Source organism: Streptomyces sp. NPDC001832, assembly GCF_040297265.1.
In the GTDB taxonomy this organism is placed as follows: Bacteria; Actinomycetota; Actinomycetes; order Streptomycetales; family Streptomycetaceae; genus Streptomyces.
Genome location: NZ_JBEOYU010000024.1, coordinates 41,169 through 67,294, shown reverse-complemented (window position 1 = coordinate 67,294; position 26,126 = coordinate 41,169). Strand labels below are relative to the sequence as shown.

The 26,126-nt window shown below is 68.7% G+C and carries 25 protein-coding genes, 2 pseudogenes and 1 riboswitch; of the genes and pseudogenes, 16 read left to right on the top strand and 11 right to left on the bottom strand.

The window, feature by feature from the left end; all coding sequences use genetic code 11:
* Positions 1 to 4 precede the first annotated feature (4 nt).
* A complete protein-coding gene (gene gcvT / locus ABT115_RS19690; RefSeq protein ID WP_351791219.1) occupies positions 5 to 1,120 on the bottom strand; it encodes a glycine cleavage system aminomethyltransferase GcvT in 1,116 nt (371 codons plus the stop codon).
* A 141-nt stretch (positions 1,121 to 1,261) separates the two neighbouring features.
* Positions 1,262 to 1,359: riboswitch (glycine riboswitch) on the bottom strand.
* A 158-nt stretch (positions 1,360 to 1,517) separates the two neighbouring features.
* On the opposite strand from gcvT, the gene ABT115_RS19685 reads away from it, so the two are divergent.
* The 11 genes from ABT115_RS19685 to ABT115_RS19635 all read left to right on the top strand — a co-directional run bounded on the left by ABT115_RS19685 (position 1,518) and on the right by ABT115_RS19635 (position 13,837).
* Positions 1,518 to 2,195 carry an AAA family ATPase gene (locus ABT115_RS19685; RefSeq protein WP_351791216.1) on the top strand — a complete coding sequence of 226 codons (678 nt, stop codon included), beginning with the start codon at positions 1,518 to 1,520 and terminating at the stop codon, positions 2,193 to 2,195.
* A 61-nt stretch (positions 2,196 to 2,256) separates the two neighbouring features.
* The gene (locus ABT115_RS19680; RefSeq protein WP_351791214.1) at positions 2,257 to 3,027 is read left to right on the top strand and encodes an enhanced serine sensitivity protein SseB; all 771 of its coding nucleotides are present in this window, start codon (positions 2,257 to 2,259) and stop codon (positions 3,025 to 3,027) included.
* Between the two features lie 160 nt (positions 3,028 to 3,187).
* Positions 3,188 to 3,970: an enhanced serine sensitivity protein SseB C-terminal domain-containing protein gene (locus ABT115_RS19675; RefSeq protein WP_351791212.1), complete on the top strand. Its 783-nt coding sequence runs from the start codon at positions 3,188 to 3,190 to the stop codon at positions 3,968 to 3,970.
* A gap of 440 nt (positions 3,971 to 4,410) precedes the next feature.
* The gene (locus ABT115_RS19670; protein ID WP_351791209.1) at positions 4,411 to 5,415 is read left to right on the top strand and encodes an ABC transporter permease; all 1,005 of its coding nucleotides are present in this window, start codon (positions 4,411 to 4,413) and stop codon (positions 5,413 to 5,415) included.
* Between the two features lie 95 nt (positions 5,416 to 5,510).
* A complete protein-coding gene (locus tag ABT115_RS19665) occupies positions 5,511 to 7,283 on the top strand; it encodes an ABC transporter substrate-binding protein (RefSeq protein ID WP_351791206.1) in 1,773 nt (590 codons plus the stop codon).
* Between the two features lie 144 nt (positions 7,284 to 7,427).
* Positions 7,428 to 8,429, top strand: a complete 1,002-nt coding sequence (locus ABT115_RS19660; RefSeq protein WP_351791315.1) for an ABC transporter permease — start codon at positions 7,428 to 7,430, stop codon at positions 8,427 to 8,429.
* Positions 8,426 to 9,526 carry an ABC transporter ATP-binding protein gene (locus ABT115_RS19655; protein WP_351791203.1) on the top strand — a complete coding sequence of 367 codons (1,101 nt, stop codon included), beginning with the start codon at positions 8,426 to 8,428 and terminating at the stop codon, positions 9,524 to 9,526. Before ABT115_RS19660 ends, ABT115_RS19655 begins: the two co-directional genes overlap by 4 nt.
* 35 nt (positions 9,527 to 9,561) lie before the next feature.
* Positions 9,562 to 10,818, top strand: coding sequence for an ABC transporter ATP-binding protein (locus tag ABT115_RS19650; protein ID WP_502969128.1), 1,257 nt, complete (start codon positions 9,562 to 9,564; stop codon positions 10,816 to 10,818).
* Between the two features lie 18 nt (positions 10,819 to 10,836).
* The gene (locus ABT115_RS19645; protein WP_351791199.1) at positions 10,837 to 11,490 is read left to right on the top strand and encodes a trimeric intracellular cation channel family protein; all 654 of its coding nucleotides are present in this window, start codon (positions 10,837 to 10,839) and stop codon (positions 11,488 to 11,490) included.
* Positions 11,491 to 11,596: 106 nt separating this feature from the next.
* Complete coding sequence (locus tag ABT115_RS19640) at positions 11,597 to 12,463, top strand: thioesterase family protein (RefSeq protein WP_351791196.1); 867 nt, start codon at positions 11,597 to 11,599, stop codon at positions 12,461 to 12,463.
* Between the two features lie 204 nt (positions 12,464 to 12,667).
* Complete coding sequence (locus ABT115_RS19635) at positions 12,668 to 13,837, top strand: cysteine desulfurase family protein (protein WP_351791193.1); 1,170 nt, start codon at positions 12,668 to 12,670, stop codon at positions 13,835 to 13,837.
* Here the strand turns inward: ABT115_RS19635 and ABT115_RS19630 are convergent.
* A complete protein-coding gene (locus ABT115_RS19630) occupies positions 13,830 to 14,552 on the bottom strand; it encodes an N-acetylmuramoyl-L-alanine amidase (protein WP_351791190.1) in 723 nt (240 codons plus the stop codon). The genes ABT115_RS19635 and ABT115_RS19630 overlap by 8 nt on opposite strands.
* A gap of 61 nt (positions 14,553 to 14,613) precedes the next feature.
* Here ABT115_RS19630 and mnmA point away from each other — a divergent pair, with 61 nt between their 5' ends.
* Positions 14,614 to 15,744 (top strand): tRNA 2-thiouridine(34) synthase MnmA, encoded by a 1,131-nt coding sequence (mnmA, locus tag ABT115_RS19625; RefSeq protein ID WP_351791187.1) that lies wholly within the window; start codon positions 14,614 to 14,616, stop codon positions 15,742 to 15,744.
* Positions 15,745 to 15,848: 104 nt separating this feature from the next.
* On the opposite strand, the gene ABT115_RS19620 is transcribed toward mnmA, so the two are convergent.
* From ABT115_RS19620 to ABT115_RS19610, 3 genes are all read right to left on the bottom strand, one after another.
* Positions 15,849 to 16,097, bottom strand: a complete 249-nt coding sequence (locus tag ABT115_RS19620) for a hypothetical protein (RefSeq protein ID WP_351791185.1) — start codon at positions 16,095 to 16,097, stop codon at positions 15,849 to 15,851.
* Positions 16,098 to 16,476: 379 nt separating this feature from the next.
* Positions 16,477 to 16,671, bottom strand: a complete 195-nt coding sequence (locus ABT115_RS19615; RefSeq protein ID WP_351791182.1) for a DUF397 domain-containing protein — start codon at positions 16,669 to 16,671, stop codon at positions 16,477 to 16,479.
* 12 nt (positions 16,672 to 16,683) lie between these two features.
* On the bottom strand, positions 16,684 to 17,538 hold the full coding sequence (locus ABT115_RS19610; RefSeq protein WP_351791312.1) for a helix-turn-helix domain-containing protein: 855 nt from the start codon (positions 17,536 to 17,538) through the stop codon (positions 16,684 to 16,686).
* A 281-nt stretch (positions 17,539 to 17,819) separates the two neighbouring features.
* Here ABT115_RS19610 and ABT115_RS19605 point away from each other — a divergent pair, with 281 nt between their 5' ends.
* Positions 17,820 to 18,284: an ATP-binding protein gene (locus ABT115_RS19605; RefSeq protein ID WP_351791180.1), complete on the top strand. Its 465-nt coding sequence runs from the start codon at positions 17,820 to 17,822 to the stop codon at positions 18,282 to 18,284.
* 68 nt (positions 18,285 to 18,352) lie between these two features.
* Here the strand turns inward: ABT115_RS19605 and ABT115_RS19600 are convergent.
* The 3 genes and pseudogenes from ABT115_RS19600 to ABT115_RS19590 all read right to left on the bottom strand — a co-directional run.
* A pseudogene (locus ABT115_RS19600) lies at positions 18,353 to 18,595 on the bottom strand (alpha/beta fold hydrolase); the annotation flags it as partial.
* Between the two features lie 140 nt (positions 18,596 to 18,735).
* Positions 18,736 to 19,017 carry a hypothetical protein gene (locus tag ABT115_RS19595; protein ID WP_351791177.1) on the bottom strand — a complete coding sequence of 94 codons (282 nt, stop codon included), beginning with the start codon at positions 19,015 to 19,017 and terminating at the stop codon, positions 18,736 to 18,738.
* A 261-nt stretch (positions 19,018 to 19,278) separates the two neighbouring features.
* Positions 19,279 to 19,917 (bottom strand): flavin reductase family protein, encoded by a 639-nt coding sequence (locus ABT115_RS19590; RefSeq protein ID WP_351791176.1) that lies wholly within the window; start codon positions 19,915 to 19,917, stop codon positions 19,279 to 19,281.
* Between the two features lie 353 nt (positions 19,918 to 20,270).
* Here ABT115_RS19590 and ABT115_RS19585 point away from each other — a divergent pair, with 353 nt between their 5' ends.
* A complete protein-coding gene (locus ABT115_RS19585; RefSeq protein ID WP_351791174.1) occupies positions 20,271 to 21,497 on the top strand; it encodes a beta-ketoacyl-[acyl-carrier-protein] synthase family protein in 1,227 nt (408 codons plus the stop codon).
* Positions 21,498 to 21,637: 140 nt separating this feature from the next.
* Here the strand turns inward: ABT115_RS19585 and ABT115_RS19580 are convergent, their stop codons facing one another.
* Together ABT115_RS19580 and ABT115_RS19575 are read right to left on the bottom strand one after the other, a co-directional pair.
* Complete coding sequence (locus ABT115_RS19580; protein WP_351791172.1) at positions 21,638 to 22,306, bottom strand: class I SAM-dependent methyltransferase; 669 nt, start codon at positions 22,304 to 22,306, stop codon at positions 21,638 to 21,640.
* A 50-nt stretch (positions 22,307 to 22,356) separates the two neighbouring features.
* Positions 22,357 to 23,601 (bottom strand): IS110 family RNA-guided transposase, encoded by a 1,245-nt coding sequence (locus ABT115_RS19575; RefSeq protein WP_351791309.1) that lies wholly within the window; start codon positions 23,599 to 23,601, stop codon positions 22,357 to 22,359.
* 793 nt (positions 23,602 to 24,394) lie between these two features.
* On the opposite strand from ABT115_RS19575, the gene ABT115_RS19570 reads away from it, so the two are divergent.
* Together ABT115_RS19570 and ABT115_RS19565 are read left to right on the top strand one after the other, a co-directional pair.
* Positions 24,395 to 24,925, top strand: a complete 531-nt coding sequence (locus tag ABT115_RS19570; RefSeq protein ID WP_351791169.1) for a GNAT family N-acetyltransferase — start codon at positions 24,395 to 24,397, stop codon at positions 24,923 to 24,925.
* Positions 24,926 to 24,947: 22 nt separating this feature from the next.
* Positions 24,948 to 25,109: pseudogene (locus tag ABT115_RS19565) on the top strand (site-specific integrase); the annotation flags it as partial.
* On the opposite strand, the gene ABT115_RS19560 reads toward ABT115_RS19565, so the two are convergent.
* Positions 25,102 to 26,001: an aminoglycoside phosphotransferase family protein gene (locus ABT115_RS19560; RefSeq protein ID WP_351791166.1), complete on the bottom strand. Its 900-nt coding sequence runs from the start codon at positions 25,999 to 26,001 to the stop codon at positions 25,102 to 25,104. The pseudogene ABT115_RS19565 and the gene ABT115_RS19560 sit on opposite strands and share 8 nt — an antisense overlap.
* Positions 26,002 to 26,126 lie beyond the last annotated feature (125 nt).

The following is a 26,126-nucleotide window of genomic DNA, read 5'->3' as shown; positions in this document are numbered from 1 at the left end:
GACGTCACTTCTGGCGCTTGTAGAACGGCAGCGCCACGACCTCGTACGGCTCGTGGCTGCCCCGGATGTCCACTCCGACACCCGCGGTGCCGGGCGTGGCGTGCGCGGCGTCCACGTACGCGATGGCGATCGGCTTGCCCAGGGTGGGCGACGGGGCGCCCGAGGTGACCTCGCCAATGACCTGGCCCTCGGCGACCACGGGGTAGCCGGCGCGCGGCACCCGGCGGCCCTCGGCGATCAGTCCGACCAGCTTGCGGGGCGGGGCGGTCTCGGCGCGCTCGGCGGCGGCCTGAAGGGCCTTGCGGCCGACGAAGTCACCCTCCTTCTCGAACTTCACGACCCGGCCCAGACCGGCGTCGAACGGGGTCAGCCCGGTGGTCAGCTCGTGCCCGTAGAGCGGCATGCCGGCCTCCAGACGCAGCGTGTCGCGGCAGGAGAGCCCGCACGGGATCAGGCCGTGGGAGGCGCCCGCCTCGGTGAGGGCCTTCCACAGGTGCTCGGCGTGCTCGGGGGCGACGAACAGTTCGAAGCCGTCCTCGCCGGTGTAGCCGGTGCGGGCAATCAGCGCGGGGACACCGGCGACCGTGCCGGGCAGGCCGGCGTAGTACTTCAGACCGTCCAGGTCGGCATCGGTGACGGAGGCCAGGATGGCGGGGGACTCGGGGCCCTGGACGGCGAGCAGCGCGTACGCGTCGCGGTCGTCGCGCACCTCGGCGTCGAAGCCGTCGGCCCGCGCGGTCAGCGCGTCCAGCACGATCTGGGCGTTCCCGGCGTTGGCGACGACCATGTATTCAATGTCACCCAGGCGGTAGACGATCAGGTCGTCGAGGATGCCGCCGTCCTCGGCGCAGATCATCGTGTAGCGGGCACGGCCGACGGCGACGGTGCCGATGTTGCCGACCAGCGCGAAGTTCAGGAAGGCCGCGGCCGCGGGGCCGGTGACGGTGATCTCGCCCATGTGCGACAAGTCGAAGAGACCGGCCCTGGTACGCACCGCGTTGTGCTCGTCGCGCTCGCTGGCGTACCGCAGGGGCATGTCCCAGCCCGCGAAGTCGGTCATGGTCGCGCCCAGCGAACGGTGCAGGGCATCGAGGGCGGTGAGACGGGGGGCGGTGCTCATGGATGTGGCTCCCGGGGCATGACGACGAGGACGATCCCTCCCCATCTGTCATCGGAACCTGAGAGGTTCGCCGAGAGCCCCCGCGGAGGGTCGGCTTGCACCTTGGGTGGAGCCGCAGAGCGGCCCGCTTTTCAGATCTGCCTCATCCGCGCGGTACGGGGCCTGAGAGATTCAAGGGAGGAACTTGCTCCTTCGGCGCCCGGCACATGCAGTGACCGGAACTCTCCCGCGCGGATTCAAGCGGCCTTTATGCAGTTGGCCGAGTCATCATTGCATGCATCGCACCGGAGTGGGGCCCCGGTCCCTCACGGGAAATCGGCGGCGCGGACGGTTGTATCGCATTACCTTTTCTTTACACTTCATGGGCATACGTGGGGTGACCCGACAGGGGAGGGCGATGACGTTGCAGCGATACGCGACCACCGCGGGGGCCACGCATGGCGCGATGCCCGCACAGACAGGGGCTCCGCCCACGGAAGCGATCGGCACGCACGCGCCCGTCGTACGGGATCTGCGGGAGCGGGCCGGGCACAGTCCGCGCAGCCTGCGTTTCGCGGCGGGTGACGTGGTGGTGGTCTCCGGGCTGCCCGGCAGCGGCAAGTCGACGCTCATCCGGCGGGCGGTCACCGCGGACCGCGCCATCGACTCCCAGGACACCCGGGACCGCTGGGCGCGGAGAATGCCCCGCTTACTGCCGTACGCCCTCTACCGGCCCCTCGTCCGCGTCGCCCACTACTGGGGACTGCGGCGGGCGCTGCGCTCCGGTGAATCCGTCGTCGTCCACGACTGCGGAACCCAGGCATGGGTACGCGGCTGGCTGGCCCGTGATGCGCGGCGCCGGGGCCGCGTCCTCCACCTCGTCCTTCTCGACGTCACACCGCAGACGGCGAGGGAGGGCCAGCGGGAGCGTGGACGCGGCGTCTCCGGATATGCCTTCGCCCGGCACCGCAGGGCGGTGGGGAGGCTGCTGCGGAACACCGAGATCGGCCTGTTGCCGCCCGGGTGCGCTTCGGCGGTGCTGCTGGACCGGGAGGCGGCGGGGAAGCTGGGCCGGATCGCGTTCGCGGACGCATAGGGCCTGAGAGGCGGCCGGACGTTAATCTTCTGCCGGAAGGCTCGGGCAAGAAGGGGAAGCAGTGGACATTCCGGCACAGGTCCAGTCCCATCCGCAGAGCGGATGGCCGGCCAATGAGCTCGAAGAAGTTCTGATGGCCTCCGTGGGCAGCCCGGAGGCGGGCGGACGGCTCGTCGAGGTGCTCGGGCGCAGTCAGGTCTGGGTGCCCCTGCCCAACGGCGGCGGACCCGACTCCCCCGACCTCGACCTGCCCACGCTGGAGATCGAGGGCGCTGCGTACGTTCCCGTATTCAGCTCCGAACACCAGTTCCGCAGCTGCGTCGGTACCCATATGTCCTTCACCGTCGCGCCCGCCCGCGAATTCGCCCGCGGCCTGCCCCCGCAGCTCGGCATCGCCGTGAACCCGGGCGGCGCCGTCGGGATGCCGCTGCCGCCGCCCGCCGTGGCGGAGCTCTGCCGCGCCGGACGTACCCCGCTGGACGGACCGACCGGCGGAGGCAGGGTCCGGCTGTTTGAGCCGGCCTGGCAGGAGGAGCCCGTCGACTTCCTCTCCGCGGCGGCCGGCGAATTCGAGGAGAGCGGTGTCGTGCTCACCGCACGCCGGGCGCTGGCCAGCATCGAGGGCGGCGAGCCCGTCCTCTTCATCGGCGTCGAGTGCTCCACCTTGCAGGGTGCCGGGCAGAACGCCCCGATGGATGCCCTCGGCCGTGCGCTCGGCCGCGTCGAGGTGCCCTGGCCGGTCAATCTGGTCCTGCTCGATGTGGCGCAGGACCCGGTCGGCGACTGGATGCGGGAGAAGCTCCGGCCGTTCTACCAGCGCGCCGGCCAGTAGCACTCGGTGCCGCGGACGCCTTCGGAGTGGATCACCACGTCGCCCCAAGGCGTCAAGTCGGTGTCAGGACCGGCGCGTAAGCTGATTTGATGGCATGCGGGACCCGTGTGCCCCGGGTGCGGCGGGCCGACACAGTGGATCGAAGAGGGGGCGGTACCAGGTGAGTGCGTCAGGCACCGCTGCGGCCGGGCAGGTCGAGCACATGCTGCACCAAGTGACGCCCGGGCGCTACGACGCGTACGAGGCACTGCTGCAGGCCCTCGCGAACGGCCGGATCTGGATGCTCCTCTGGCACGGCCAGGCAGGCTCGCCCGACGCCCAGTACGGGAACATGGAGATCGACGGCCTCGGCTACGCCCCCTGTGTGACCTCCGCCCAGGAACTCTCTGCCAGCGGCTGGAACCGGGCCCATGAACTGGTCGGCGGCCGCGACATCGCCCGCACCCTCTTCCCCGACCGCTGGGGCATCTGGCTCAACCCGCATGCACCGGGCGGCGGCGTCGGCATCCCGTGGCTGGACCTGCGCCGGATCGCCAGCGGCCTCGACCGTATGCCCGCGGGCCCGCTCCGGCTCACCGAGCCGGCCATCGAGATCCCGCAGTTCTACGCCCTGCTCACGCAGAACGCTCATCACACCCCCGCGATCCGCTCGCTGCGCCGTGCCTGGGTGCAGCCCGCGCTCGGCGTCCCGTATCTCGCCATCGGTCTCGACCTCTACGACACGAGCCAGACCTCGGTCGACTCGGTGCGCGCGATGATGCAGCAGTCGATCGGCGCGGTCCCGGAGGGGCTGCCCGTCTCCACCGTCGCGATGTCCGACAGGTACGACCCGGTCGCGATGTGGCTGCGTGCCAACTCCCGTCCGTTCTACGACCGCGAGCCCCACGCACCGGCGGCCCCGATGGCGGACTACGGCTGTCCGCCGCCGCAGGGCGCGTACTGACCCTGCCGACAGCGGAGTTGTACGGCACGGCACCCGAAATGCCGCTGTACGAACCCGACTTCCGGATCGCGGCCGCCAGTTCCCGTGCGAGCTCGGAGCAATTGGCGCGTCGCCCTCGCCACAGGCGCGAACTCCCCATGTCCGAGATTTCCGTGCTGGGAGTGTCTGATGGTGAAGCGACGCGAATCTATGCGCGTGCCCCCTTCTGCCTCAACTGGCCCGCGTTACAGGGGCGTTCACGTGCGTCCGGATAACGGAACACCCCTTACCGCATCACGGTTAGGCATCCATTCGCCTGACGGTATGGCTACCTCACGCGACGGCAATGAAGACTCCCGCAGCAAGGGCGTCTTGCCGCCTCTGCGTACGAGTGACTGATCGCGCCGCCACAGCGGCCAGTTCGGCCCGGCCACCGCCGGTTGAGAGGGGTCCTTGCCACGATGACGGCACCACTGCACGAGCCGACCAAGGAAGCGGACTCGATCGCGGCCGACGGTCCCGCAGTCGGCTCCGGGGTGAAGAAGGTCGAGGGGCGCTCCCTCAAGCAGATTGCCTGGAACCGCCTCAAGCAGGACAAGGTCGCTCTGACGGGTGGCATCGTTGTCCTCGTCCTGATCGTGGTGGCCGTCTTCGCGCCCCTGATCGTGGGCCTGCTGGGGCACCCGCCGAACGAATTCCACCAGGAGATGCTCGACCCGCTGACCAATCTCCCCACGGGCGACCTCGGCGGCGTGAGCGGCGACTACCTCTTCGGCGTCGAGCCCAACAAGGGGCGCGACATCTTCAGCCGGATCGTCTACGGCGCCCGCATCTCGCTGCTCGTGGCGTTCCTGGCGGCCCTGGTCGCCGTGGCGCTCGGCACGCTCTTCGGGATCGTCGCCGGCTACTTCGGCGGCTGGGTGGACGCGGTGATCAGCCGGGTGATGGACGTGCTGCTGTCCTTCCCGCAGCTCCTCTTCATCATCTCCCTCGTCTCGGTCCTCCCCGACGACCTGCTCGGCCTCACCGGCAGCGGGGTGCGCATCGCCGTACTCGTCGCCGTCATCGGCTTCTTCGGCTGGCCGTACGTGGGACGCATCGTCCGCGGCCAGACGCTCTCGCTGCGTGAACGCGAGTACGTGGAAGCGGCGCGCAGCCTCGGTGGCGGGCGGACGCACATCCTCTTCCGTGAGCTGCTGCCGAACCTGGTGGCGCCGATCACCGTCTACGCGACGCTCATGATCCCCACCAACATCCTGACCGAAGCGGCCCTCAGCTTCCTCGGCGCCGGTGTCCGGCCGCCCACCGCCTCCTGGGGCGGAATGCTGCGGGACGCCCTGGAGACGTACGAGCACGACCCGATGTTCATGGTCTTCCCCGGCGTGACGATCTTCATCACCGTACTGGCCTTCAACCTCTTCGGGGACGGGCTGCGCGATGCCCTGGATCCCAAGGGGACCCGATAGCCCACGACTTGCCCCTGCCGCACTGTCAGGTGGCCCTTCCCATGGTTCTCCGGCACGCAATGGCCTGGGACCGCGATCTCGGAGGTTACGAGAAAATGTCCACAGTTACCTCGAAACGACGGCTCACCGCTGGTGCGGCCCTCGTGGTCGCGGCGCTGATGACCACCACGGCGTGCGGCGGCGACAGTGGCGACGGCGGCGGCGACAAGGCGAAGGGCGCCGGCTTCAACGCGGCGTTCAACAAGGTCGCCAACCCGTCCACCAAAAAGGGTGGAACGCTGAAAATGGTCGGCAAGCAGGACCTCGACTCCGCCGACCCCCAGCGTGCCTACTACGGCATGGCCTGGGACTTCATGCGCTTCTACACCCGCCAGCTGGTCACGTACGACACCAAGCCGGGCGCCGCCTCCACCAAGCTGGTCGGCGACCTCGCCACCGGCCCCGGTGTGATCTCGGACGGCGGCAAGACGTACACGTACAAGCTGCGGGAGGGCCTCACCTGGGAGGACGGCTCCAAGCTGACCTCCAAGGACGTCAAGTACGGCATCGAGCGCATCTGGGCGACGGACACCATCACCGGCGGCCCGCAGTACCTGAAGCAGACGCTGGACCCCGAGAGCAAGTACAAGGGCCCCTACAAGGACTCGTCCCCGGACAAGCTCGGCCTGAAGGCGATCGAGACGCCCGACGACAGCACCATCATCTTCAAGCTGCCCAAGCCCAATGGTGACTTCGAGCAGTTCCTCGCCATGCCGTCCGGTTCGCCCGTGAAGGCGTCGCAGGACACCAAGGCGAAGTACACCCAGCGGCCGTTCTCCTCGGGCCCGTACAAGTTCGAGTCGTACAAGCCGGGCAAGAGCATCGTGCTCGTCCGCAACGACGAGTGGCAGAAGTCCTCGGACCCGGTCCGTGCCGCGCTGCCGGACAAGGTCACGGTGACGATCTCCGCCAACCTGGAGGAGAACGACAAGAAGCTGATGGAGGGCGACTACGACGTCGACCTCAACGGCACCGGCATGACCCAGTCCGGCCGTGTGACCGCCGTCCAGGACCACAAGGACAGCGTCGACAACATGCTGACGTCCTTCGTCCGCTACGTCGCGCTCGTCCACACGACGAAGCCGCTGGACGACGTCCACTGCCGCAAGGCCGTCTTCTACGCCACGGACTTCGCGAGCCTTCAGCAGACCCGCGGTGGCGAGATCGCCGGTGGCGAGATCGCCAACAGCACACTGCCGACCTCCATCAAGGGCCACAGCGACTACGACCCGTACGGCGTTCTCGCCCGCAAGGGCAAGCCGGACGCGGCCAAGGCCAAGGAGGAGCTGAAGGCGTGCGGTCAGCCGAACGGCTTCTCCACCAAGCTCACCGCCCGTAACAACAACCCGGGCGAGGTCGACGTCGCCGAGGCGCTCCAGGCGCAGCTCGGCAAGGTCGGCATCAAGGTCGAGGTCGACCCGATCGACGGCGCCGAGGCGTCCAGCATCACCGGTTCGCCGTCCGTCGTGAAGAAGCGCGGCTACGGCATGACGATGAGCGGCTGGGGCCCGGACTTCCCGTCCGGCCAGGGCTTCGGTCAGCCGCTGTGGGACAGCCGGTTCCTGGCCCAGACCGGTAACTACAACGAGTCGCAGATCAAGGACCCGCAGATCGACAAGCTCTTCGACGACGCGATCGCGGAGACCGACCCGGTCAAGGCCGGCGAGATCTACAAGGCTCTCGACAAGCGGATCCTCGACCAGGCCGACTGGATGCCCTTCATCTACGAGAAGAACATCACCTGGCGCGGCGACCGACTGACCAACGTCTACATGTCCGACGCCTACAGCGGCCGTTACGACTACGTCTCGCTCGGCGTCGTCAAGTAGTCGCCGTAGTCAACAGCATCAGCAGTCAACCCGGTTGACTGCCCCACCGCCGCCGAAACCCGCCAGTCCGAAGGGCAGGTGATGGCCGGGGCGATGGCCGGGAGCCCCCACAAGGGGTTCCCGGCCACCGCCGGGCCGCGCACAGTGCTTGCTTATCTCATCCGGCGCCTGTTCGCCGTAGTCATCATGGTGCTCGTCGTACTGCTCGCGACGTTCACCATCTTCTTCATGCTGCCCAAGTGGGCGGGTCAGGACGTTGCAGTCCTCTTCGCCGGCAAGGCCACGGGTGCCGAGCAGCTCCAGGGCATCCGGATCAAACTGGGTCTCGACGACCCCCTTCTCGTCCAGTTCTGGGACTTCGTCAAGGGCATCCCGATGGGGCGCGACTACGCGAACGGTGACGACGTCACCCACTGCGCCGCACCCTGCTTCGGCTACTCCTTCCGCACGGAGGTACCGGTCTGGACCACCCTCAAGGACGCCCTGCCCGTCACCGGCGCGCTCGCCGCCGGCGCCTGCGTCCTGTGGCTCCTCGGCGGTGTCGCCACCGGTGTCGTGTCCGCGCTGCGGCGCGGCAGCATCTGGGACCGGGCCGCGATGACCACCGCCCTCGCCGGCGTCTCCCTGCCGATCTTCTTCACCGGCATGGTCGCGATGGGCCTGTTCGTGCACACCTTCGGCTGGGTGCACATCGCCGACAACCTTTCCACCGACGACAGCATCGGCACCTGGTTCCAGACGCTGATCCTGCCGTGGATCGTGCTCGCCTTCCTGAACGCAGCGATGTATGCCCGGCTCACCAGAGCCACCATGCTCGAAGTGCTCGGCGAGGACTACATCCGCACCGCCCGCGCCAAGGGGCTGGGCGAGGGCACCGTCATCACCCGGCACGCCCTGCGTTCCGCGATGACGCCGATCCTCACCGTCTTCGGCCTCGACATCGGCGTGCTCCTCGGCGGCGCCGTCCTCACCGAGTCCACGTTCAACCTGCCGGGGCTCGGGCTCGCGGCGGTCCAGGCCATCAGCAACAAGGACCTGCCGGTGATCCTCGGCGTCACCCTGTTCGCGGCTCTCGCGATCGCCGTCGCCAACCTCGTCGTCGACATTCTGTACGCCGTCATCGACCCGCGAGTGAGGCTGGGATGACCGAACTGCACAAGAGTGGTGCCGCGCTGGGCGAACCCGCCCCGGCCGGCTCGCCCGCTCCCACCGCCTTCCTCGAAGTGCGCGACCTCAAGGTGCACTTCCCGACCGACGACGGCCTGGTCAAGTCCGTCGACGGGCTCAACTTCCAGCTGGAGAAGGGCAAGACCCTCGGCATCGTCGGCGAGTCCGGCTCCGGCAAGTCCGTCACGTCGCTGGGCATCATGGGCCTGCACACCACGGGCCAGTACGGAAAGCGCAAGGCACAGGTCTCCGGCGAGATCTGGCTGGACGGCAAGGAACTGCTGTCCGCGGACCCGGACGAGGTGCGCAAGCTGCGCGGCCGGGACATGGCCATGATCTTCCAGGACCCGCTGTCCGCGCTGCACCCGTACTACACGATCGGCAAGCAGATCGTGGAGGCGTACCGGGTCCACCACGACGTGGACAAGAAGACCGCGCGCAGGCGTGCGATCGAGATGCTCGACCGGGTCGGCATCCCACAGCCCGACAAGCGCGTCGACAGCTACCCGCACGAGTTCTCCGGCGGAATGCGCCAGCGCGCGATGATCGCCATGTCGCTGGTCAACAACCCCGAACTGCTGATCGCCGACGAGCCGACGACCGCGCTGGACGTCACCGTCCAGGCGCAGATCCTCGACCTGATCCGGGACCTGCAGAAGGAATTCGGCTCCGCGGTCATCATCATCACCCACGACCTGGGCGTCGTGGCCGAGCTCGCCGACGACCTCTTGGTGATGTACGGCGGGCGCTGCGTCGAGCGCGGACCGGCCGAGAAGGTGTTCTACGAGCCCCGCCACCCCTACACCTGGGGTCTGCTGGGCTCGATGCCGCGCCTCGACCGCGACCAGACCGACCGGCTCATCCCGGTCAAGGGTTCCCCGCCGTCGCTCATCAACATCCCGTCGGGCTGCGCCTTCAACCCGCGCTGCCCGTACGCGGATGTGCCCAAGGACGACGTGACCCGCACCGTACGGCCCGAGCTGCAGGAGGTCGGCAGCCGGCACTGGGCCGCCTGCCACATGTCGCAGGAGCAGCGGGAGCGTATCTGGACCGAAGAGATTGCGCCCAAGCTGTGAGCGAGGACAAGGCCGTGACGAGCGAGGACAAGGGCGTGGACGTTCCGGCGCAGAGGTCTGCCGGGAGCGGCGCGGCGGTCAAGGACGCAGCCTCCCGCGAGGTGCTGCTCAAGGTGACCGGGCTGCAGAAGCACTTTCCCATCAAGAAGGGGATGTTGCAGCGCAGCGCCGGTGCCGTGAAGGCCGTCGACGGGATCGACTTCGAGGTGCACTCGGGCGAGACCCTGGGCGTCGTCGGGGAGTCGGGCTGCGGTAAGTCGACGATGGGCCGGCTGATCACCCGGCTGCTCGAACCCACCGCGGGGAACATCGAGTTCGAGGGGAGGGACATCACGCATCTGGGCGTCGGCGCGATGCGGCCGATGCGCCGGGACATGCAGATGATCTTCCAGGACCCGTACTCCTCGCTGAACCCCCGGCACACGATCGGCACGATCGTGGGTGCCCCCTTCAAGCTGCAGGGCGTCACGCCCGAGGGCGGCGTCAAGAAGGAGGTGCAGCGGCTGCTGGAGGTCGTGGGCCTCAACCCCGAGCATTACAACCGCTACCCGCACGAGTTCTCCGGCGGTCAGCGCCAGCGCATCGGGATCGCCCGTGCGCTCGCGCTCAACCCCAAGCTGGTCGTGGCGGACGAGCCGGTGTCGGCGCTGGACGTCTCGATCCAGGCGCAGGTGGTGAACCTGCTCGACGATCTTCAGGCCGAGCTGGGCCTGACGTACGTGATCATCGCCCATGACCTCTCGGTCGTCCGGCACGTGTCGGACCGGATCGCGGTGATGTACCTCGGCAAGATCGTGGAGCTGGCCGACCGCGAGTCGCTCTACAGGGCGCCGATGCACCCGTACACCAAGGCGCTGCTCTCGGCGGTTCCGATCCCGGACCCGAAGCGCCGGTCGGCCAAGAGCGAGCGCATCCTGCTGAAGGGCGACGTGCCGTCGCCGATCTCGCCGCCCAGCGGCTGCCGCTTCCACACCCGGTGCTGGAAGGCGACGGAGATCTGCACCAAGCAGGAACCGCCGCTGACCGCGCTGAAGACCGGCCACCGGGTGGCCTGCCACCACCCGGAGAACGCGCCCGACCAGGCGCCGGGCGAGACGGTGACGGCGGCGGCGCGCGAGGCGATCGAGATCGTCGAGGCGCAGCAGCCGGCGGCCGACACGGTGCGGAAGCCGGAAGCCGACACGGTGCGCAAGCCGGCGGCCGACACGGTGCGGAAGCCGGCGGCCGACGAGACCGCCGCGGATGACGGCACCGCATCGTCCGATACGCCGGAGGACAACCCGAAGGAGTAGTACCGGCACAATTGCCCGGTGCTCAACGAACTGTTCACGCCCTCCGTCCAGCATGCGCTCGACATCGCCGGAATCTTCGTCTTCGCGATCTCCGGCGCTCTGCTCGCCGTACGCAAGAACTTCGATGTCTTCGGCATCGCGGTACTCGCCGAGGCCACCGCGCTGGGCGGGGGGCTGTTCCGTGACATCGTCATCGGAGCGGTCCCGCCCGCGGCGTTCACGGATCTTGGCTACTTCACCACCCCGCTCCTCGCCGCCGGCCTGGTGTTCTTCCTGCATCCGCAGGTCGAACGGATCCAGGTGGGCGTCAACGTCTTCGACGCTGCCGGCCTCGGGCTGTTCTGCGTCACGGGCACCGTCAAGGCGCACGACTACGGCCTCGGCCTCACCGCATCGGCGGCCCTGGGGCTGGCCACCGCGGTCGGCGGCGGTGTACTGCGCGACATACTGGCCAACGAGGTGCCGTCGCTGCTGCGCTGGGACCGCGACCTGTACGCGGTGCCCGCGATGGTCGGCGCCACCATGATCGCGCTGTGCATCCGCTTCGACGCGCTCAACGCCTACACCAGCGGCATCGCGGTCATCTTGGCGTTCGTGCTGCGGCTACTGGCGATGCGCTACCACTGGCGGGCCCCGCGCGCCTACAACCGGCGGTCGGCGACGTCCGAGTAACGACGTCCCCCACGACAGGGAGCGGGCTCCCGACGCCCTGCGCCGACATTTTCCGGCCAACAAAAAAGCTACCGCTCAGTAATACAATCGGTGTACGGTGCATCGCATGGCACAGGCAGCAGGGCAGGCGGCACAGACCGCGCAGGCGACCATCGGGGACAGCGAGTTCGACCGCGACACCGCCGTCACACTTCGCGAAGAAGGCGTCTACGACGCCGAGCTCTCCGCCGGTTGGACGATCATCCGCGCAGTCAACGGCGGCTATCTGCTGGCCATGCTCGGCCGCGCACTCGGCGAGGCCCTGCCGCACCCGGACCCCTTCTCGGTCTCCGCGCACTACCTCACCGCATCCGTCCCCGGCCCCGCGGTGATCCGCACCCAGACCGTCCGCACCGGCCGCACCCTCTCCACCGGTCAAGCCTCCCTCGTCCAGTACGCGCAGGACGGCACCGAGATCGAGCGCATCCGCGTCATCGCAACCTACGGCGATCTGGACGCACTGTCCGACGAGGTCCACACATCGGCGAAGCCGCCGGCCATCCCGCCGCTGGAGCACTGCCTCGGTCCGAGCGACGGCCCGACCGCCATCCCCGGCAGCTCCGCCATCGCTGACCGGCTCGACATCAAGCTCGACCCGGCGACGATCGGCTGGGCCGTTGGTGCCCCCTCCGGCAAGGGTGAGATGCGCGGCTGGTTCGGCCTCGCGGACGGCCGTGACGCCGACCCGCTCTCGCTCCTGCTCACCGTCGACGCACTGCCGCCCACCTCGTTCGAGCTCGGCCTCAAGGGCTGGACGCCGACCATCGAACTCACCACCCACATCCGCTGCCGCCCCGCCCCCGGCCCGCTGCGCGTCTCCATCACCACCCGCAACCTCGCGGGCGGCTTCCTGGAGGAGGACGCGGACGTCTGGGACAGCGCGGACCGACTGGTGGCCCAGTCCCGCCAGCTGGCGCGGGCGCCGCGCTCCTGAAGGGAAACGGCGGTCCCCGTGACCGCCGATCCGGCGACTGACACGGCCTCCGGCCCGCACCGGCAGTCTCCGCCGACGCCGCCCCTGACCGGATCGGGCTCCGGGACCGGGGCGTGCGACCGAGTGCCCTGCCCGGTGCGCGGGGGCCGGGCTGCGATGCGCCCGCCGTACGCCCGGCCGCAGGCTCGTAGAATCGAGCCCACCATGGCATACCTCGACCACGCCGCGACCACGCCGATGCTTCCGGAGGCGATCGCGGCGATGACCACCCAGCTCGCCGTCACCGGCAACGCGTCCTCCCTGCACGCCGCCGGGCGCCGGGCCCGCCGTACCGTCGAGGAGTCGAGAGAGACCCTCGCCGACGCCCTCGGCGCACGCCCCAGCGAGGTGGTCTTCACCTCCGGAGGCACCGAGGCCGACAACCTCGCGGTGAAGGGTCTGTACTGGGCCCGCCGCGCCGCCGACCCCCACCGCACCCGGGTGCTGGCCAGCCCCGTCGAGCACCACGCGGTGCTGGACGCCGTCGACTGGCTCGCCGAGCACGAGGGCGCGAACGTCGAATACCTCCCCGTCGACCGGTACGGACGCGTCCACCCGGACGTACTGCGCGAGGCGATCCTCCGTAACCCCGACGATGTCGCGCTGGTCACCGTGATGTGGGCCAACAATGAGATCGGCACAGTCATGCCGGTACGTGAACTATCTGCCGTGGCCCATGAGTTCGACGTACCGATGCACGCCGACGCCGTCCAGGCCTTCGGGCAGCTGGAAGTCGAATTCGCACGGTCCGGGCTTGCCGCGATGACAGTCAGCGCGCACAAGATCGGCGGACCGGTCGGCATCGGCGCGCTGCTGCTCGGCCGCGAGTACACCCCCGTACCCGTGCTCCACGGCGGCGGCCAGGAGCGGCACGTCCGCTCGGGCACCCTCGATGTGCCCGCCATCGCCGCCTTCGCCGTCGCGGGACGGCTGGCCGCCGACGGGCGCGAGGAGTTCGCCCGCGAGATCGGCGGCCTCCGCGACGACCTGGTCGCGGCCGTGCTGGCAGCCGTCCCCGACGCCATCCTCGGCGGCGATCCGGCGCCCGGCGGCCGGCTCTCCGCCAACGCGCACTTCACCTTCCCCGGGTGCGAGGGAGACTCCCTGCTCCTGCTGCTGGACGCGCAGGGCATCGAATGCTCCACCGGCTCCGCGTGCACCGCGGGGATCGCCCAGCCGAGCCACGTCCTGCTGGCCACCGGCGCCGCCCCGGACCTGGCCCGCGGCACCCTGCGCTTCTCGCTCGGCCACACGTCCACCAAGCAGGACATCGACGAGGTGGCCCGCGCGATCGGCCCGGCGGTTGAACGGGCACGGACGGCGGGACTCAGCTGAGGAGATCAGGCCCGTCCGGCGCCGGGGAGGGTGACGGGCTCGAATCCGCCGCCCGGACCAGCTTCAGATACCGGTCCCAGTCCCAGTGCTTTCCCGGATCGGTGTGATCCGCACCTGGCACCTCCACATGCCCGACGATGTGCTCGCGGTCCACCGGTATCCCGTACCGCCCGCATATCGCCGCCGTCAGCCGCGCCGACGCCCCGTACATCGCCTCCGTGAAGTCCTGCGGACGGTCGACGAACCCCTCGTGCTCTATGCCGACACTGCGCTCGTTGTACGACCTGTTCCCCGCGTGGAACGCCACATCCAGCTCACGGATCATCTGCGCCACATGGCCGTCCTTGCGCACCACATAATGCGCCGCCGCCCCGTGCCCCGGGTCCTGGAAGACCTTCACCGCGCTTTGATAGCTGCCCTGGGTGACATGGATGACGACCCGGTCGATCGGGTAGTCGGCGGGGCGGTCGGCCCGCCGCCAGTTCGCCGCAGAGGCCGATATCCACTCGGCTCGTGCGTAATCCACCTCGCCCGGCGTGCGGGGCTTGTCCACCCCGGGCAGCCGCCACCAGACACGCTCCAGCGTCTCCCAGCCCAGCGCCGCCGCCCCCACAGCCGTGACGGCAGCGCCGATCAGCAGCCCTCGACGGCTGATGCCATGCCCGGACTTCTCCCCCGCGGTGCCTTCGGCGCCCGCCGTCCCCTTGGTGCCCATGTGGTCCACAACGCTTGTCCGCGCGCGTTCGGTTCCCGGCGCCCCGTACTCTGGTGGAGCTATGACTGAGACTTCCCAGCGTCCCCTCCGTGTGCTCGCCGCCATGTCGGGCGGTGTCGACTCCGCCGTCGCCGCGGCCCGCGCCGCAGAAGCGGGCCACGACGTGACCGGTGTGCACCTCGCCCTCTCCGCGAACCCGCAGTCCTTCCGTACCGGGGCGCGCGGCTGTTGCACGATCGAGGACTCCCGTGACGCGCGCCGCGCCGCGGATGTCATCGGCATCCCGTTCTACGTCTGGGACCTGGCGGAACGCTTCCGCGAGGACGTCGTGGACGACTTCATCGCCGAGTACGAGGCCGGGCGCACCCCCAACCCGTGCCTGCGCTGCAACGAGAAGATCAAGTTCGCCGCGCTGCTCGACAAGGCCCTCGCGCTCGGCTTCGACGCCGTCTGCACCGGCCACTACGCCACCGTCGTGCTGAACGAGGACGGCAGCCGCGAGCTGCACCGCGCCTCGGACATGGCCAAGGACCAGTCGTACGTCCTCGGCGTCCTGGACGAGAAGCAGCTCGCCCACGCGATGTTCCCGCTCGGCGACACCCTCACCACCAAGGAAGAGATCCGGGCCGAGGCCGAGCGCCGGGGTCTCGCCGTCGCGAAGAAGCCCGACAGCCACGACATCTGCTTCATCGCCGACGGCGACACCCAGGGCTTCCTGGCGAGCCGGCTCGGCACGGCCGAAGGCGACATCGTCGACGAGTCGGGTACGAAGGTCGGCACCCACGAGGGCGCCTACGGCTTCACCATCGGCCAACGCAAGGGCCTTCGCATCGGCCACCCCGCCCCGGATGGCAAGCCGCGCTACGTCCTGGACATCTCCCCGGTGAACAACACGGTGACGGTCGGCCCGGTCGAGTCCCTCGACGTCACCGCCCTCACCGCCATCAAGCCCCGCTGGTGCGGCACCGCCCCGTCCGGCCCCGGCACCTACACCGCGCAGCTCCGCGCCCACGGCGGCGAGACCGAAGTGACGGCGGAACTCGTCGACGGCACGCTGAACGTCACCTTCACCGAGCCGGTACGCGGCGTGGCCCCCGGCCAGGCAGTCGTGCTGTACGACGGCACCCGCGTGGTCGGCTCGGCGACGATCGCTACGACGGCGCGGCGGGAGACGGCGGCGGCGTCCGACTGACCGACCCTGGCCCGTCCCGGCCCCGGCTGACCCGCCGGGCTGACACTGCCAGGGCGGCTGTCAGCCGGTCATTGCGGCGGTGGGTACCAGCGCCCGCTGAATGGTCAGAGTTCGGCTGCGAGCAGGGTGAGACGCAAGAGCGCTGCGATGGCGAGTGCGGCAGGGATGGCGTGCCACCATTTGCGGAGCCATTCCGCTTTGACGAAGGCCATCGTAAGTAGCGCCATCAGGGCGGAGAAGACCAGTCCGATGGTGCCAGCGACCTTGGAGTTAGTGACGGCTTGCTGGTCCCAGGGGCCATCAGGTTCGACCATGTAGGCGGTGAGTACGACGTAGCCTGTTACCAGGGTCACCACGGTCAGGACGGTGGCACAGACGCCGGTTCCCAGCCGTCCAGCGGCCCGAGAGCGTTCCTCGTGCGGTCTGGTGGATGCACCAGCGTCTTGGTTCACTTCAGTGCCTCCGTCGCGTCGTCCAGTTTCCGGTCGAAGCCTCGACCATATGCCTGGGCGGCCGGGTCCTCGTAGTAGGGAGCGGATTGGGCTGGCCGCATGCGCTGGCGTCCGGCGACCTACCCGTTCGTCCGGTACGTACTGGCCACCGTTCCCCATACCTCGCCCGTCGCCCTTCTGGAGCTGAGCGGGGCCCGGGGCAGTGCCTGGAGCGACAGCAGACTTCTCTGCCTGCTGGCGGACACCGCGCGGGCGCCCCACGGCAGTGGCTGTCTCTCGTTCAGCCGAGGCCGACCTTGCTGGTCTTCAGTCCGAGTACAAGCGCACGGAGTGTGGCCCGGTCCGTCGTGACGATGCATTCCGGGCTCTCGCTCTCGCGGATCGCGACATCTTCGCCCTCTAGTGCAGCAACTTCGATGCAGTTGTTCCCTCCTGCATCGGAGAACGATGACTTCAACCAATGCAGGCCGGACACGTGAGACACCTCTTACAGTTCTCTGACTACTGAGCGGATGAAATCCCTGGACTTCACGGGAGTCAACGCCACCTTCTCGACCATGTCCAGCCTGGTGCGAAAGTTCGCCAGTTGCGTGGGTGAGTCGATGAAGACTGCTCCCGTGGGTGAGTCCAACTGCACTGTGTCCAGATGCTGATTGGGAGCCTCCGCGTACAGGACGGATGAGTCGCCGAGGAGCGGGAAGCCGCCGGCTGCGAACGGGATGACGTGCAGCGTGACATTGGGGCGTTCACTCGCATCCAGCAGGTGCAGCAGCTGAGCGCGCGTGACGCCGAAGCCTCCGATCTGCATCCTGATCGCGGCTTCGTGGATCACGCCGGTGTACGGAATCGGGTGCTCTCCGGTGACCACGGCCTGGCGGGCCAAGCGGTGTGCCACGCGTAGTTCGATTTCGAGGCGCGGCATGGGTGGGACGAAGAGTTCGAAAATCGCGCGTGCGTGGTCCTCGGTATGAAACAGGCCGGGAAGGTGTGCGATCTGGACAGTTCGTAGGCGCACGGCGTTGTGCTCAAGTGCTGATACATCCAGAAAGCCCGGCGGGATCTTGCCCCGGTACTCCTCCCACCAGCCGGACTTCCGCCCACCGGTCAGTCCAGCCAGTGCGTCGATCAGGGACGAATCGTTGCATTCGTAGATGCTGGCGAGTCGGCGCAGGCGCTCTTCGCTGATACCGAAGCGCCCGGCTTCCACATTGGAGATGACCGTGCGGTCAGTGCCCAGAAGTTCGGCCGCTGCAGGGGCGGTCATGCCTGCCCCTTCGCGTAGCCGCCGAAGTTCGATACCGAATCGGCGTTGAAGGATGGTTGGAGTCTGTCGCGGTGCCATGTGGCCTCTCCTTGGTTCGCGCACAGTGTGCCTATCCAGAGCCCGACGTTCCACCGAGAACAGGAAGTTAACTCTTCGGAGTGACTTGGTAGCACGGTTATGAGTTTCTCTCCTACTCTGTGATGCGTGCCACTCGCGCAGTCGACGGCGGAAGCGCACCGATCCACCCCGCCCATCCGGGAAGGCGGGCCCCGGAGCGGCATTGCCACCGCCACCACGGCAGCAACCACCCGTGGCGCACGTCCGCTTGTCACCACTCGCACGCACCCCAGGAGGTGCCCGTGAGGGCTGAATCCACCCCCTGTACCCCATACACCCACCACCCCGCCCCCATCCCGTTCGCCGAACCCTGGCAGTACGAGCTCACCTTCCCCTGCGACCCGCGCAGCCCACGCATCGCCCGTACGACCCTCCGGGACATCCTCGGTGCTCACGAACTCGCCGAACTCAGTTACCGTGCCGAGCTGTTGACATCCGAGCTGACCACCAACTCCGTACGGCACACCAAGGGGCCCGCCGCCGTGCGGCTCCAGTGGCGGCACCCCGTGCTCCGGGTCAGCGTGTGGGACATGAGCCCGGATCTTCCCAGGCCGTTTGCGCCGCCTGTGCACCCCGACGCCGAAGCCGGGCGGGGCATGGCCATCCTCGAACTCGTCGCCGACCGCTGGGGAGGGTGTGCCATAGGGGAGGGGGCGTACGGGCCGGGTGGCAAGACCGTTTGGTTCGAGCTCGCGCTCGGAGCCTGAGCGCGGCGATGCCACGCACAGCCACGTCCGACCTGTACGGGCGTGGCTGTGTGGGGTGGACCGTGGGCTCAGGACGCCTGGCTCGCGTACACGTCCCTGCCGAAGAAATCCGCCAGGACGGGGGCCACTGCCTGGGGCGCCAGTTCGCGTGTCTGGCCGGTCAGGGTGCGGTGGCGGGCGCGGGGGAGTGCGTCAGCGAGGGTGCGGGTCGCCAGCCGGGCCCGGGTGGGGCTGGCGCCGCCGCAGACCACCAGTGTGCGCGCTGTGACGGACGCGAACCGCTCGGCCGGGATCGAGCCGTCGCCGAGCAGGGTGCGAGTCCACGATCGCCGCGGTCGGCTCCGTGTTCCGGCCCTCCGTCCAGCGGACCCGGTGATGGAGTCGGTCGCGGACTTCCCCGCCTGGTACCGCGCAGTTCACTGCCCTGCGGGAAATGGGGCTGCTGCGCCACTCAGCCGCCGGCACCCTGCGGATAGGTGTGAACGATGTACGCCCAGCGGGCTGCGCCTACTACCAGAAAGATCAGTGACGGCGCCAGCCACCAGCGGCTGAGGGTCCGCCGCCGCACGGGGAGCAGGGCGAGCAGGGAGGTGATGACGCCGAGCGCAAACAGCAGCGCCGACGCGAACTCGATACCCGTCAGCGTCTGTTCGTCCCAGGCCCCTTGCGGCTGAGTCACAAGTGCGCCGTGGACAACGTAGGCGTTGAGCAGGTTTGCGAGGATAAGGATCATTCCCCATGGCCCTCGCAGCAGGCCGGCCACTTCAGGGCGCTCCTTCCGCCGCGGTGATGATGTCCTTGTTCGCCGCGATCCACTCGCGACGTTCCTCAGACGGCTCAGTAGGCATCGGTGGCCTCCGGAAGCTCGGTGAGGCGCTTTGGCCGGGCGTCATGGGCTGCACCTGCGAATCGTCCGCATCGGTGTGTGTGGACGAGTACCCGCCTGCCCGTCCGCGCGAAAACGCAGGCGAGTTGCTGCCAGGCAGTTACCGGCTCAGACGGCCGTCGGCTGGAGCTGATGAGGCATGTTCCAGCCTGCGGCGAGTTTCGAGGGATGAACGTTGCGTCCACCGCCGAAGAACTCGCAGAACTTCATGATGAGCGGGTCCCAGCCGCGCGGATCCACATAGTGCGTTCCCGGGATGACCAGCTCCTCCTCGACATGGGTCCGAAGGACCTCGACCTGGAAGGCGGTGGCCTGGGAAGAGGGGCTGTCAAAGGGGTGGGACGAGACGACCCTGCACTCCATCTGGATCGGGCATTCCGCGACCCGCGGCGCCCGGACCAGCTCCGATTCCTGCTCGGTCAGCTGTGCGGTCGCGAACTTGTCCGGTTCGTATCGGTAGCCCTGCTTCACCTTGTAGTCCGGCACGGCCGGTTTCCCGGTGGTGAGCGCGATCCGGTCCACGGCGTCGACCATCGCCGATGAGGGCAGATTGAGCACGCATTCGCCCTCGCGGAGCAGGTTCGCGGTCGTCTGGGCATTGTTTCCGAGACCGAGCATGCAGGACTGGCCCAGCCACCATGCGGAGGACATCGGCGCCAGGTTCGCCGTGCCGTCCTCGTTACGTGAACTGATCAGTACCACCGGAGTCCCGAAGTACAGCACCTTGAGTCCGGGGTTCACGTGCATTTGTCTGCCTTTCACAGGGCGTCAGCTGAACAGACTCGCGATCTGGAGCGCGAGCCATCGCCGAATCTTCCGGAAGAAGGCGAACGCTGCTGGCGGGAATCAGACCTTGCGCCCCTGAAGGTCGGATCGACTGCCTTGCTGGAGAAACCCAGCTGCCTGCCGGGCTTTTAGCTTCTGTTGCGGGGCAAGGTTTAGTAGAAAGTCCACAAGTTCGGGTGCGCATCTCCGGAGATGGCGATCTCCTTCTGGTGTCCCGATCGCTGACAGAGTGGCCGATGGCGGCCCCCTCACCGCCCGAGCGGCTTTCGACGGGGCTGTCGGAATCCCATAATCATGGCTAAGGAGGCATCCAGATGTCCGGCATCGCAACGCAACCCGACATCGTCGTGACCGGGGTGGGCGCGACCACGCCGCTCGGCGGCGACGCCCCCTCGACGTGGGCGGCGATGCTCGCCGGGGAGTCCGGGGTGGTGGCGGTGACTGCGGAGTGGGCCGAAGCTCTCCCGGTACGGATCGCCGCGCGGCTGCGCACCGACCCCGACAAGGCGCTGCCCCGGGTGGAGGCCCGGCGGCTGGACCGCTGCGAGCAGATCGCGCTGGTCAGCGCGCGGGAGGCGTGGGCGGACGCGGGCACGCCCGAGGTGGACCCGGAGCGCCTCGCGGTAGTGATCGGCACCGGCATCGGCGGTATCACCTCGCTGCTCGCCCAGGACCACACCCTGGAGCAGCACGGGCCGCGGCGAGTCTCCCCGCTCACCGTCCCGATGCTGATGGCCAACGGCCCTGCCGCCTGTGTGAGCATCGACCTCGGGGCGCGGGCCGGCGCGCGCACCCCGGTCAGCGCCTGCTCCTCCAGCGCGGAGGCCATCGCGATGGCCATCGACCTCATCCGCCTCGGTCGGGCCGACATCGTCGTGGCGGGCGGTACGGAAGCCAGCGTCCTCCCGCTCCCGCTGGCCGCCTTCGGCCAGATGACGGCCCTGTCCAAGCGCAACGAGGACCCGGTGGGGGCCTCCCGGCCCTTCGACATGGCCCGGGACGGCTTCGTGCTGGGTGAAGGCGGGGCGGTTCTCGTGCTGGAACGCGCGGAGTTCGCACGCGCCCGGGGTGCGCGCCCGATCGCCGCCGTCGCCGGGGCCGGCATCTCCTCCAACGCGGGCCATATCACCGCCTCCGACGTGGAGGGGCAGGTGCGCGCGATCCGGATGGCGCTGCGCGAAGGCGGCCTCATGCCGCAGGACATCGGCGTGGTCCAAGCGCACGCCACGGCGACACCCGCCGGCGACCTGGAGGAGGCCGAGGCCATTGACGAGGCCATCGGTCACCACGCGGCGATCAGCGCCATCAAGTCGATGACGGGCCACCTGCTGGGCGCCTCCGGCGCGGTGGCGTCGCTGGCCGCCGTGTACGGCCTCCGCGACGGCGTCGCCCCCGCCATCCGCAACCTCGACGACCCCGACCCGGCTGTCAAGCTCGACCTCATCACGGGCGTCCCGCGCGAGGGCCGCTGGGGCGCAGCCCTGGTCAACTCCTTCGGCTTCGGCGGACACAACGTCAGCGTGGCCTTCACACAGACCTGAGCTCTGTGCGTAACAAGTTGTCCCGCAGATAACGCCCTATTAGCTGCGGAACGGCTCATCACGACCTGCGGCGACACCTTCGGGCCGCGACGTGAAGCAGCCCTGTTGCCTGTGGCAAGACATCTCAGGGGGTTAGGAAGTCAAGCTGGCTCCTCGGTAGTCGGCTTGTAGGCCAGGAAACTGGCGAACTTCCAGTTCCGTTCCTCGTCGGGCTCCTGCACCAGCTGAGCGGTGATGGTGAATTCGGCCTGGTTCAGCAGCTCGGCAAGTCGGTGTGCGGGCAGCCGATACGACGTGTAGGACACGGGGTGGCCGCCATGGCCATGTGTGGGACGGCGGTGCTCACCGGTGCCTACGTGGCCAGCGAGGAGGAGATGCCCGCCGGGTGCCAGGGTGCGGTGGAACTCGGCGAACACGACCGGCAGCAGCTCCGGAGGTGTGTGGTGGGTGGAGTAGTACGCCAGGATGCCGCCGAGCGTGTCGTCTTCGATCTCCAGCGCGGTCATGGAACCCACGGAGAAACGCAGGTCCGGATAGGCGCTTCGGGCCAGTTCGATCATCTTTGGGGACACATCGATGCCGAATGCAGAAACGCCGAGTCCGGCCATGTGCGCCGTCACTCTTCCGGGTCCGCAGCCCAGGTCCGCGACCGGTCCTCGGTCGGATGCCCGCACCAGCTCGGCGAAGGCGGTCAGCATCGAGCGAGACAGGGGGTCCAGCTCAGAGGGGGTCTTGACGAGGGCGACGTAGTCGTCGGCCACGGTGTCGTATGACTCCCGGACCGCGGCAAGGTAGGAAAGCTCAGTCACGCGGTGAATCTAGACGGGTGCACTGACAGCGCCTGTGACCGATGGCCGGCTCACGCGGGTGCTTGAAGGAGTGGGGCGAAGGCGCGTTGTTCGTCGAACGGCTGCCGGGTCTGCAAGCAGTGGTGGAGTTGGCCGAGGAAGCGGTTGAGCAGGTGGCGCTGGGCAGCGTTGTGCCAGTCTCCGTGTTCGCGTCGGCGCCGGTAGTGGGCATTCGCTCCTGGTGAGGCGGTGAGGGCTGAGAAGGCCCAGAGGAAGCCGGCGTGCATGAGCCGGTTGTTCTTGACGAAGCGGCGGCCGACGAAGTGCTTCTTGCCGGAGGCCCGGGTGATTGGGGCCGAGCCGGCGTACGACTTCAGGGCTCTGGCGTCAGCGAACCGTGTCCGGTCGTCGCCGATCTCGGCGAGCACCCGGGCTCCGAGCAGGGGGCCGAGGCCGGGGAAGCTGAGCAGGATCTCGCTGTCGGCGTGCTCCTTGAACGCGGCTTCGGCGGCCGTGGTGAGGTCGTCCGCGGCCTGGCAGGCGGCATCCAACTGCTTGAGCAGAGCCAGCAGCTGCTGGCCGAACGCGTCCTCGACGGCCGGGCGATGCCGGGCGTACTCGGAGCGGAAGATCTCCCGCAGGCGCGCGGTCTCGGTGTCGAAGCCGCGGGTGCGGCCGCTGCGCTTGAGGGCAGCACGCAGCTGGGCAAGGGTGAGTTTCGCGGCCTTCGCCGGGGTCGGGGCGAGGGTGAGGACCGTCCGGGCGTCTGCCCTGGTCAGGCCGCCTTCCTTGCCCTGGAAGGCGTGCAGGGCGGCGGGGTAGTACTCGCGCAGCAGCGAACGGACCTGGTTGGCGACCTGCTGGCGGCTCCAGACGGCGTCCTGCTGGGCTCGGGCCAGCACGGTGATGGCCTGGGCGAGTTCACTGTCGGCGGGCAGCTGCCGGTGGGCGTGCATATCAGTGCGCAGGATGTTCGCCAGGACCAGGGCGTCGCCGGGGTCAGACTTCTTGCGGCTGACGCCGTGTCGGTCGCGGTAGCGGGAGGCGGCGAGCGGGTTGATCGCGAAGACCTTGCGGTTGCCGGTGCGCAGGGCGGCCACGAGCAGGCCGCGGCTGGTTTCGATGGCTACAGGTATGGGGGTCTCCGGGCTGTCGCCGTGTTCGGCCAACAGGTCCAGGAGCTTGCTGTAGCCAGCCGCGTCGTCGCTGATGCGAGCCTTGGCGAGCAGGGTGCCGGTTTCGTCGACGACGGCGACGTCGTGGTGGCGCTCCGCCCAGTCGATGCCGCAGAACACGGTCAAGCCATCCTCCCAGATCCGTTCATTTATGCAGGTCACGAGCACATGCGGGTCGCGCAGCGTCCTAATCCCAGGACTCACAGGTCCGCCATCTCAGTAGCCGTTCGCGACACCAGCGCACCCCAGGGGCTCGGTCTGTCTGCAGAGCTCGCGGGCTCGCGGATGAAACAAGAGGTCGACCCTGGGGCGGGCTCGCGCCGTGACGATCAACGTCCGGCCGGCCGCCGGGAGTTTCGCGGTGATCACGGAGGCGCCGGGCTGTGCCGCTCTTGACAGAGGTCTCGAAGGACCAGGGGAAACAAAGGCATCAGCCCGGCACCCGCGTCATCACCGCGAGGTGCGGACGGTGGTGGGGTCCGTGGCCGTGGCGAAGGCGCCGGGTCTCGCCGCTCTAGGCGAAGGCCTCACGGGCCAGGCTGATATCAGGCGTTGCCCGACGCCCACGACACCGCCACGGATCCCACCGGTGGACAGCGGCGCCAGTCTCAGAGCGGGTCTCCAGGACCATGAGGGCCGAAGGCGTTCCGCTGCCCGTTGTCGACCGCTCACCCAGCCCCTTGCGAAGACCGGACCAAGCCGCCTACACCCCGGATTAGGGGGAAACAGTGCCCGCCGTGGCAAGACCGCCGAGCGGATCGGCGAGGGTCGGCCGCTGGCATCCGTCGCGGACGACGAGATCGGCGAGGCCCTCGAACTGCCGTGGGGCGAGGCCGCAGGCCTGTGAGCGGAACGGGGGTGCTTGTCTCGGTCCAGTGGATGGTGGACACCACGTACGTCGAGCGCCCGTCGCGAACCGTGCGACGATCGCGACGTGAACGATCTACACTTCCGCCTCGCCGAGGACACCGACCTCGCCACTCTCGTTCGTCTGCGTGACGATGCTGGCCGCTGGATGCTCGCCCGGGGTATTACCGACCAGTGGCAGCCCGGTCAGCTGGACGAGGACCACTTCCGCAAGGCCATGGCGAGTGGTGAGGTCTGGCTCGCCGAGGCCGATGGCCGCGTGGCCGGGGCGTGGGAGCTGTGGTGGGAAGACGAGGACGCCTGGGGGCCGCAGCCGCCGGTGGCTGGCTATGTGCATCGGCTGATGGTGGACCGCAGCAGCGCCCAACCGGGGACGGGGCGGCTTCTGCTGCGTGCTGCGGAGCGCCGCGTTGCCGCGGCGGGGCGGGCGTTCGCGCGCCTGGACTGCCTGGCCGGCAATGCGCGCCTGAACGCCTACTACCTGGACGTCGGCTACCGGGTCGTCGGCCACAAGGCAGGCAAGCCACAGCCGGGCGGTGCCCCCAAGTCGTTCACCCTCCTGGAGAAGGCCTGCGAGCCGACCGTGGACGCTGAGTAATTGTGGCCAGGGGGGACACCGCCAGCTGATCGCGCGGCGTGAGGTGCACCTGCGGGAGAAGACGCTGTGGCGGATGTTCTATGAGACTGTCGCCAGCGCCGAGGAGAGCGTGGGCGCCAACGTCGAGGAGCTGGACCGCGCCGGGCGCCGGGCTCCGGTGAAGGCCAAGGGGCGAATCAGCCGCCGGCCAGGGCCATGAGGAACTGGGTCTCCACGTCGTCCCGCCCCGCACACCTTCTGGGGACCGCAATGAGGGCGGCCAGGGCCTGGCACCAATCCAGCACACGATGAGGAGACAGGCTAGGAACCAGCGCCGCCAGCTCCTCGATCCGCTGCTCCAGCGTGGCTAAATCTGCAACTCCTTCAAGTACCCAGTCCACAGCGTCGAAGTCCGGGTCGCCCCACGTCGGCCTCGGATCGATCGCCACCATGCGGGCGCCCGGACCAGAAAGCACGTTGGCCGAATGGAGATCACCATGCACGAGGCCCACAGGCCCACTGGCTGCAAGTTCCAGGGCGGTCTCCCGGGCCTCACCAAGCACCGTCGGGGCAACCAGGCCATTCATGCGGGCCGCCGCCAGCCTGCGTTCAGTCAAGTCGAACAGGAAGTCGATTCGGTGCGAGAGAGACCTCAGTACCGAGTGCTCCCCTGGCACGGGAGGCGAGACCCGCAGATCCCGCAGCAGGGCCGCGACTTCGGGCAGATCCCAAACGAGCTGCCGCACCGGCACTCCAGGCACGTCCTCCAGCAGCAGGGCCCCCGCTGCGAGGTCCACTGCCAGCAGAGTGACAACTGACGGCGTATCTGCCCAGGCTCGCAGGGCTTCGGCCTCCTCGCGGGCAATCGAGGGCTCCGGCGTGAGCTTCAGCCACACCGAGGCACCAGTGTCACGCTGCAAGCAGCGGAACACCCGCGAGGTGCCTCCGCCACCCGCCGCAATGAGATCCAGATTCCAACTAGCAGCGAGTTCATGGACGAGAGTCGGCAACTCATCACACCAACCAAGCACATCAGCGCCGAACCGAACGACGAGCCGGTCACGAACCTCTGGCGTGACGCAGGCCAACTCTCTCAACGCGTCCCCCCGCAGGTGGTCAATGCAGTTCCTGCGCATCCTATGAGCACGGTCCGTGCACGCCCACCACATTTCACTGTCACGGAGCATGAAGAGCAATCGCGTCCAACTGCCCAATACGGCAC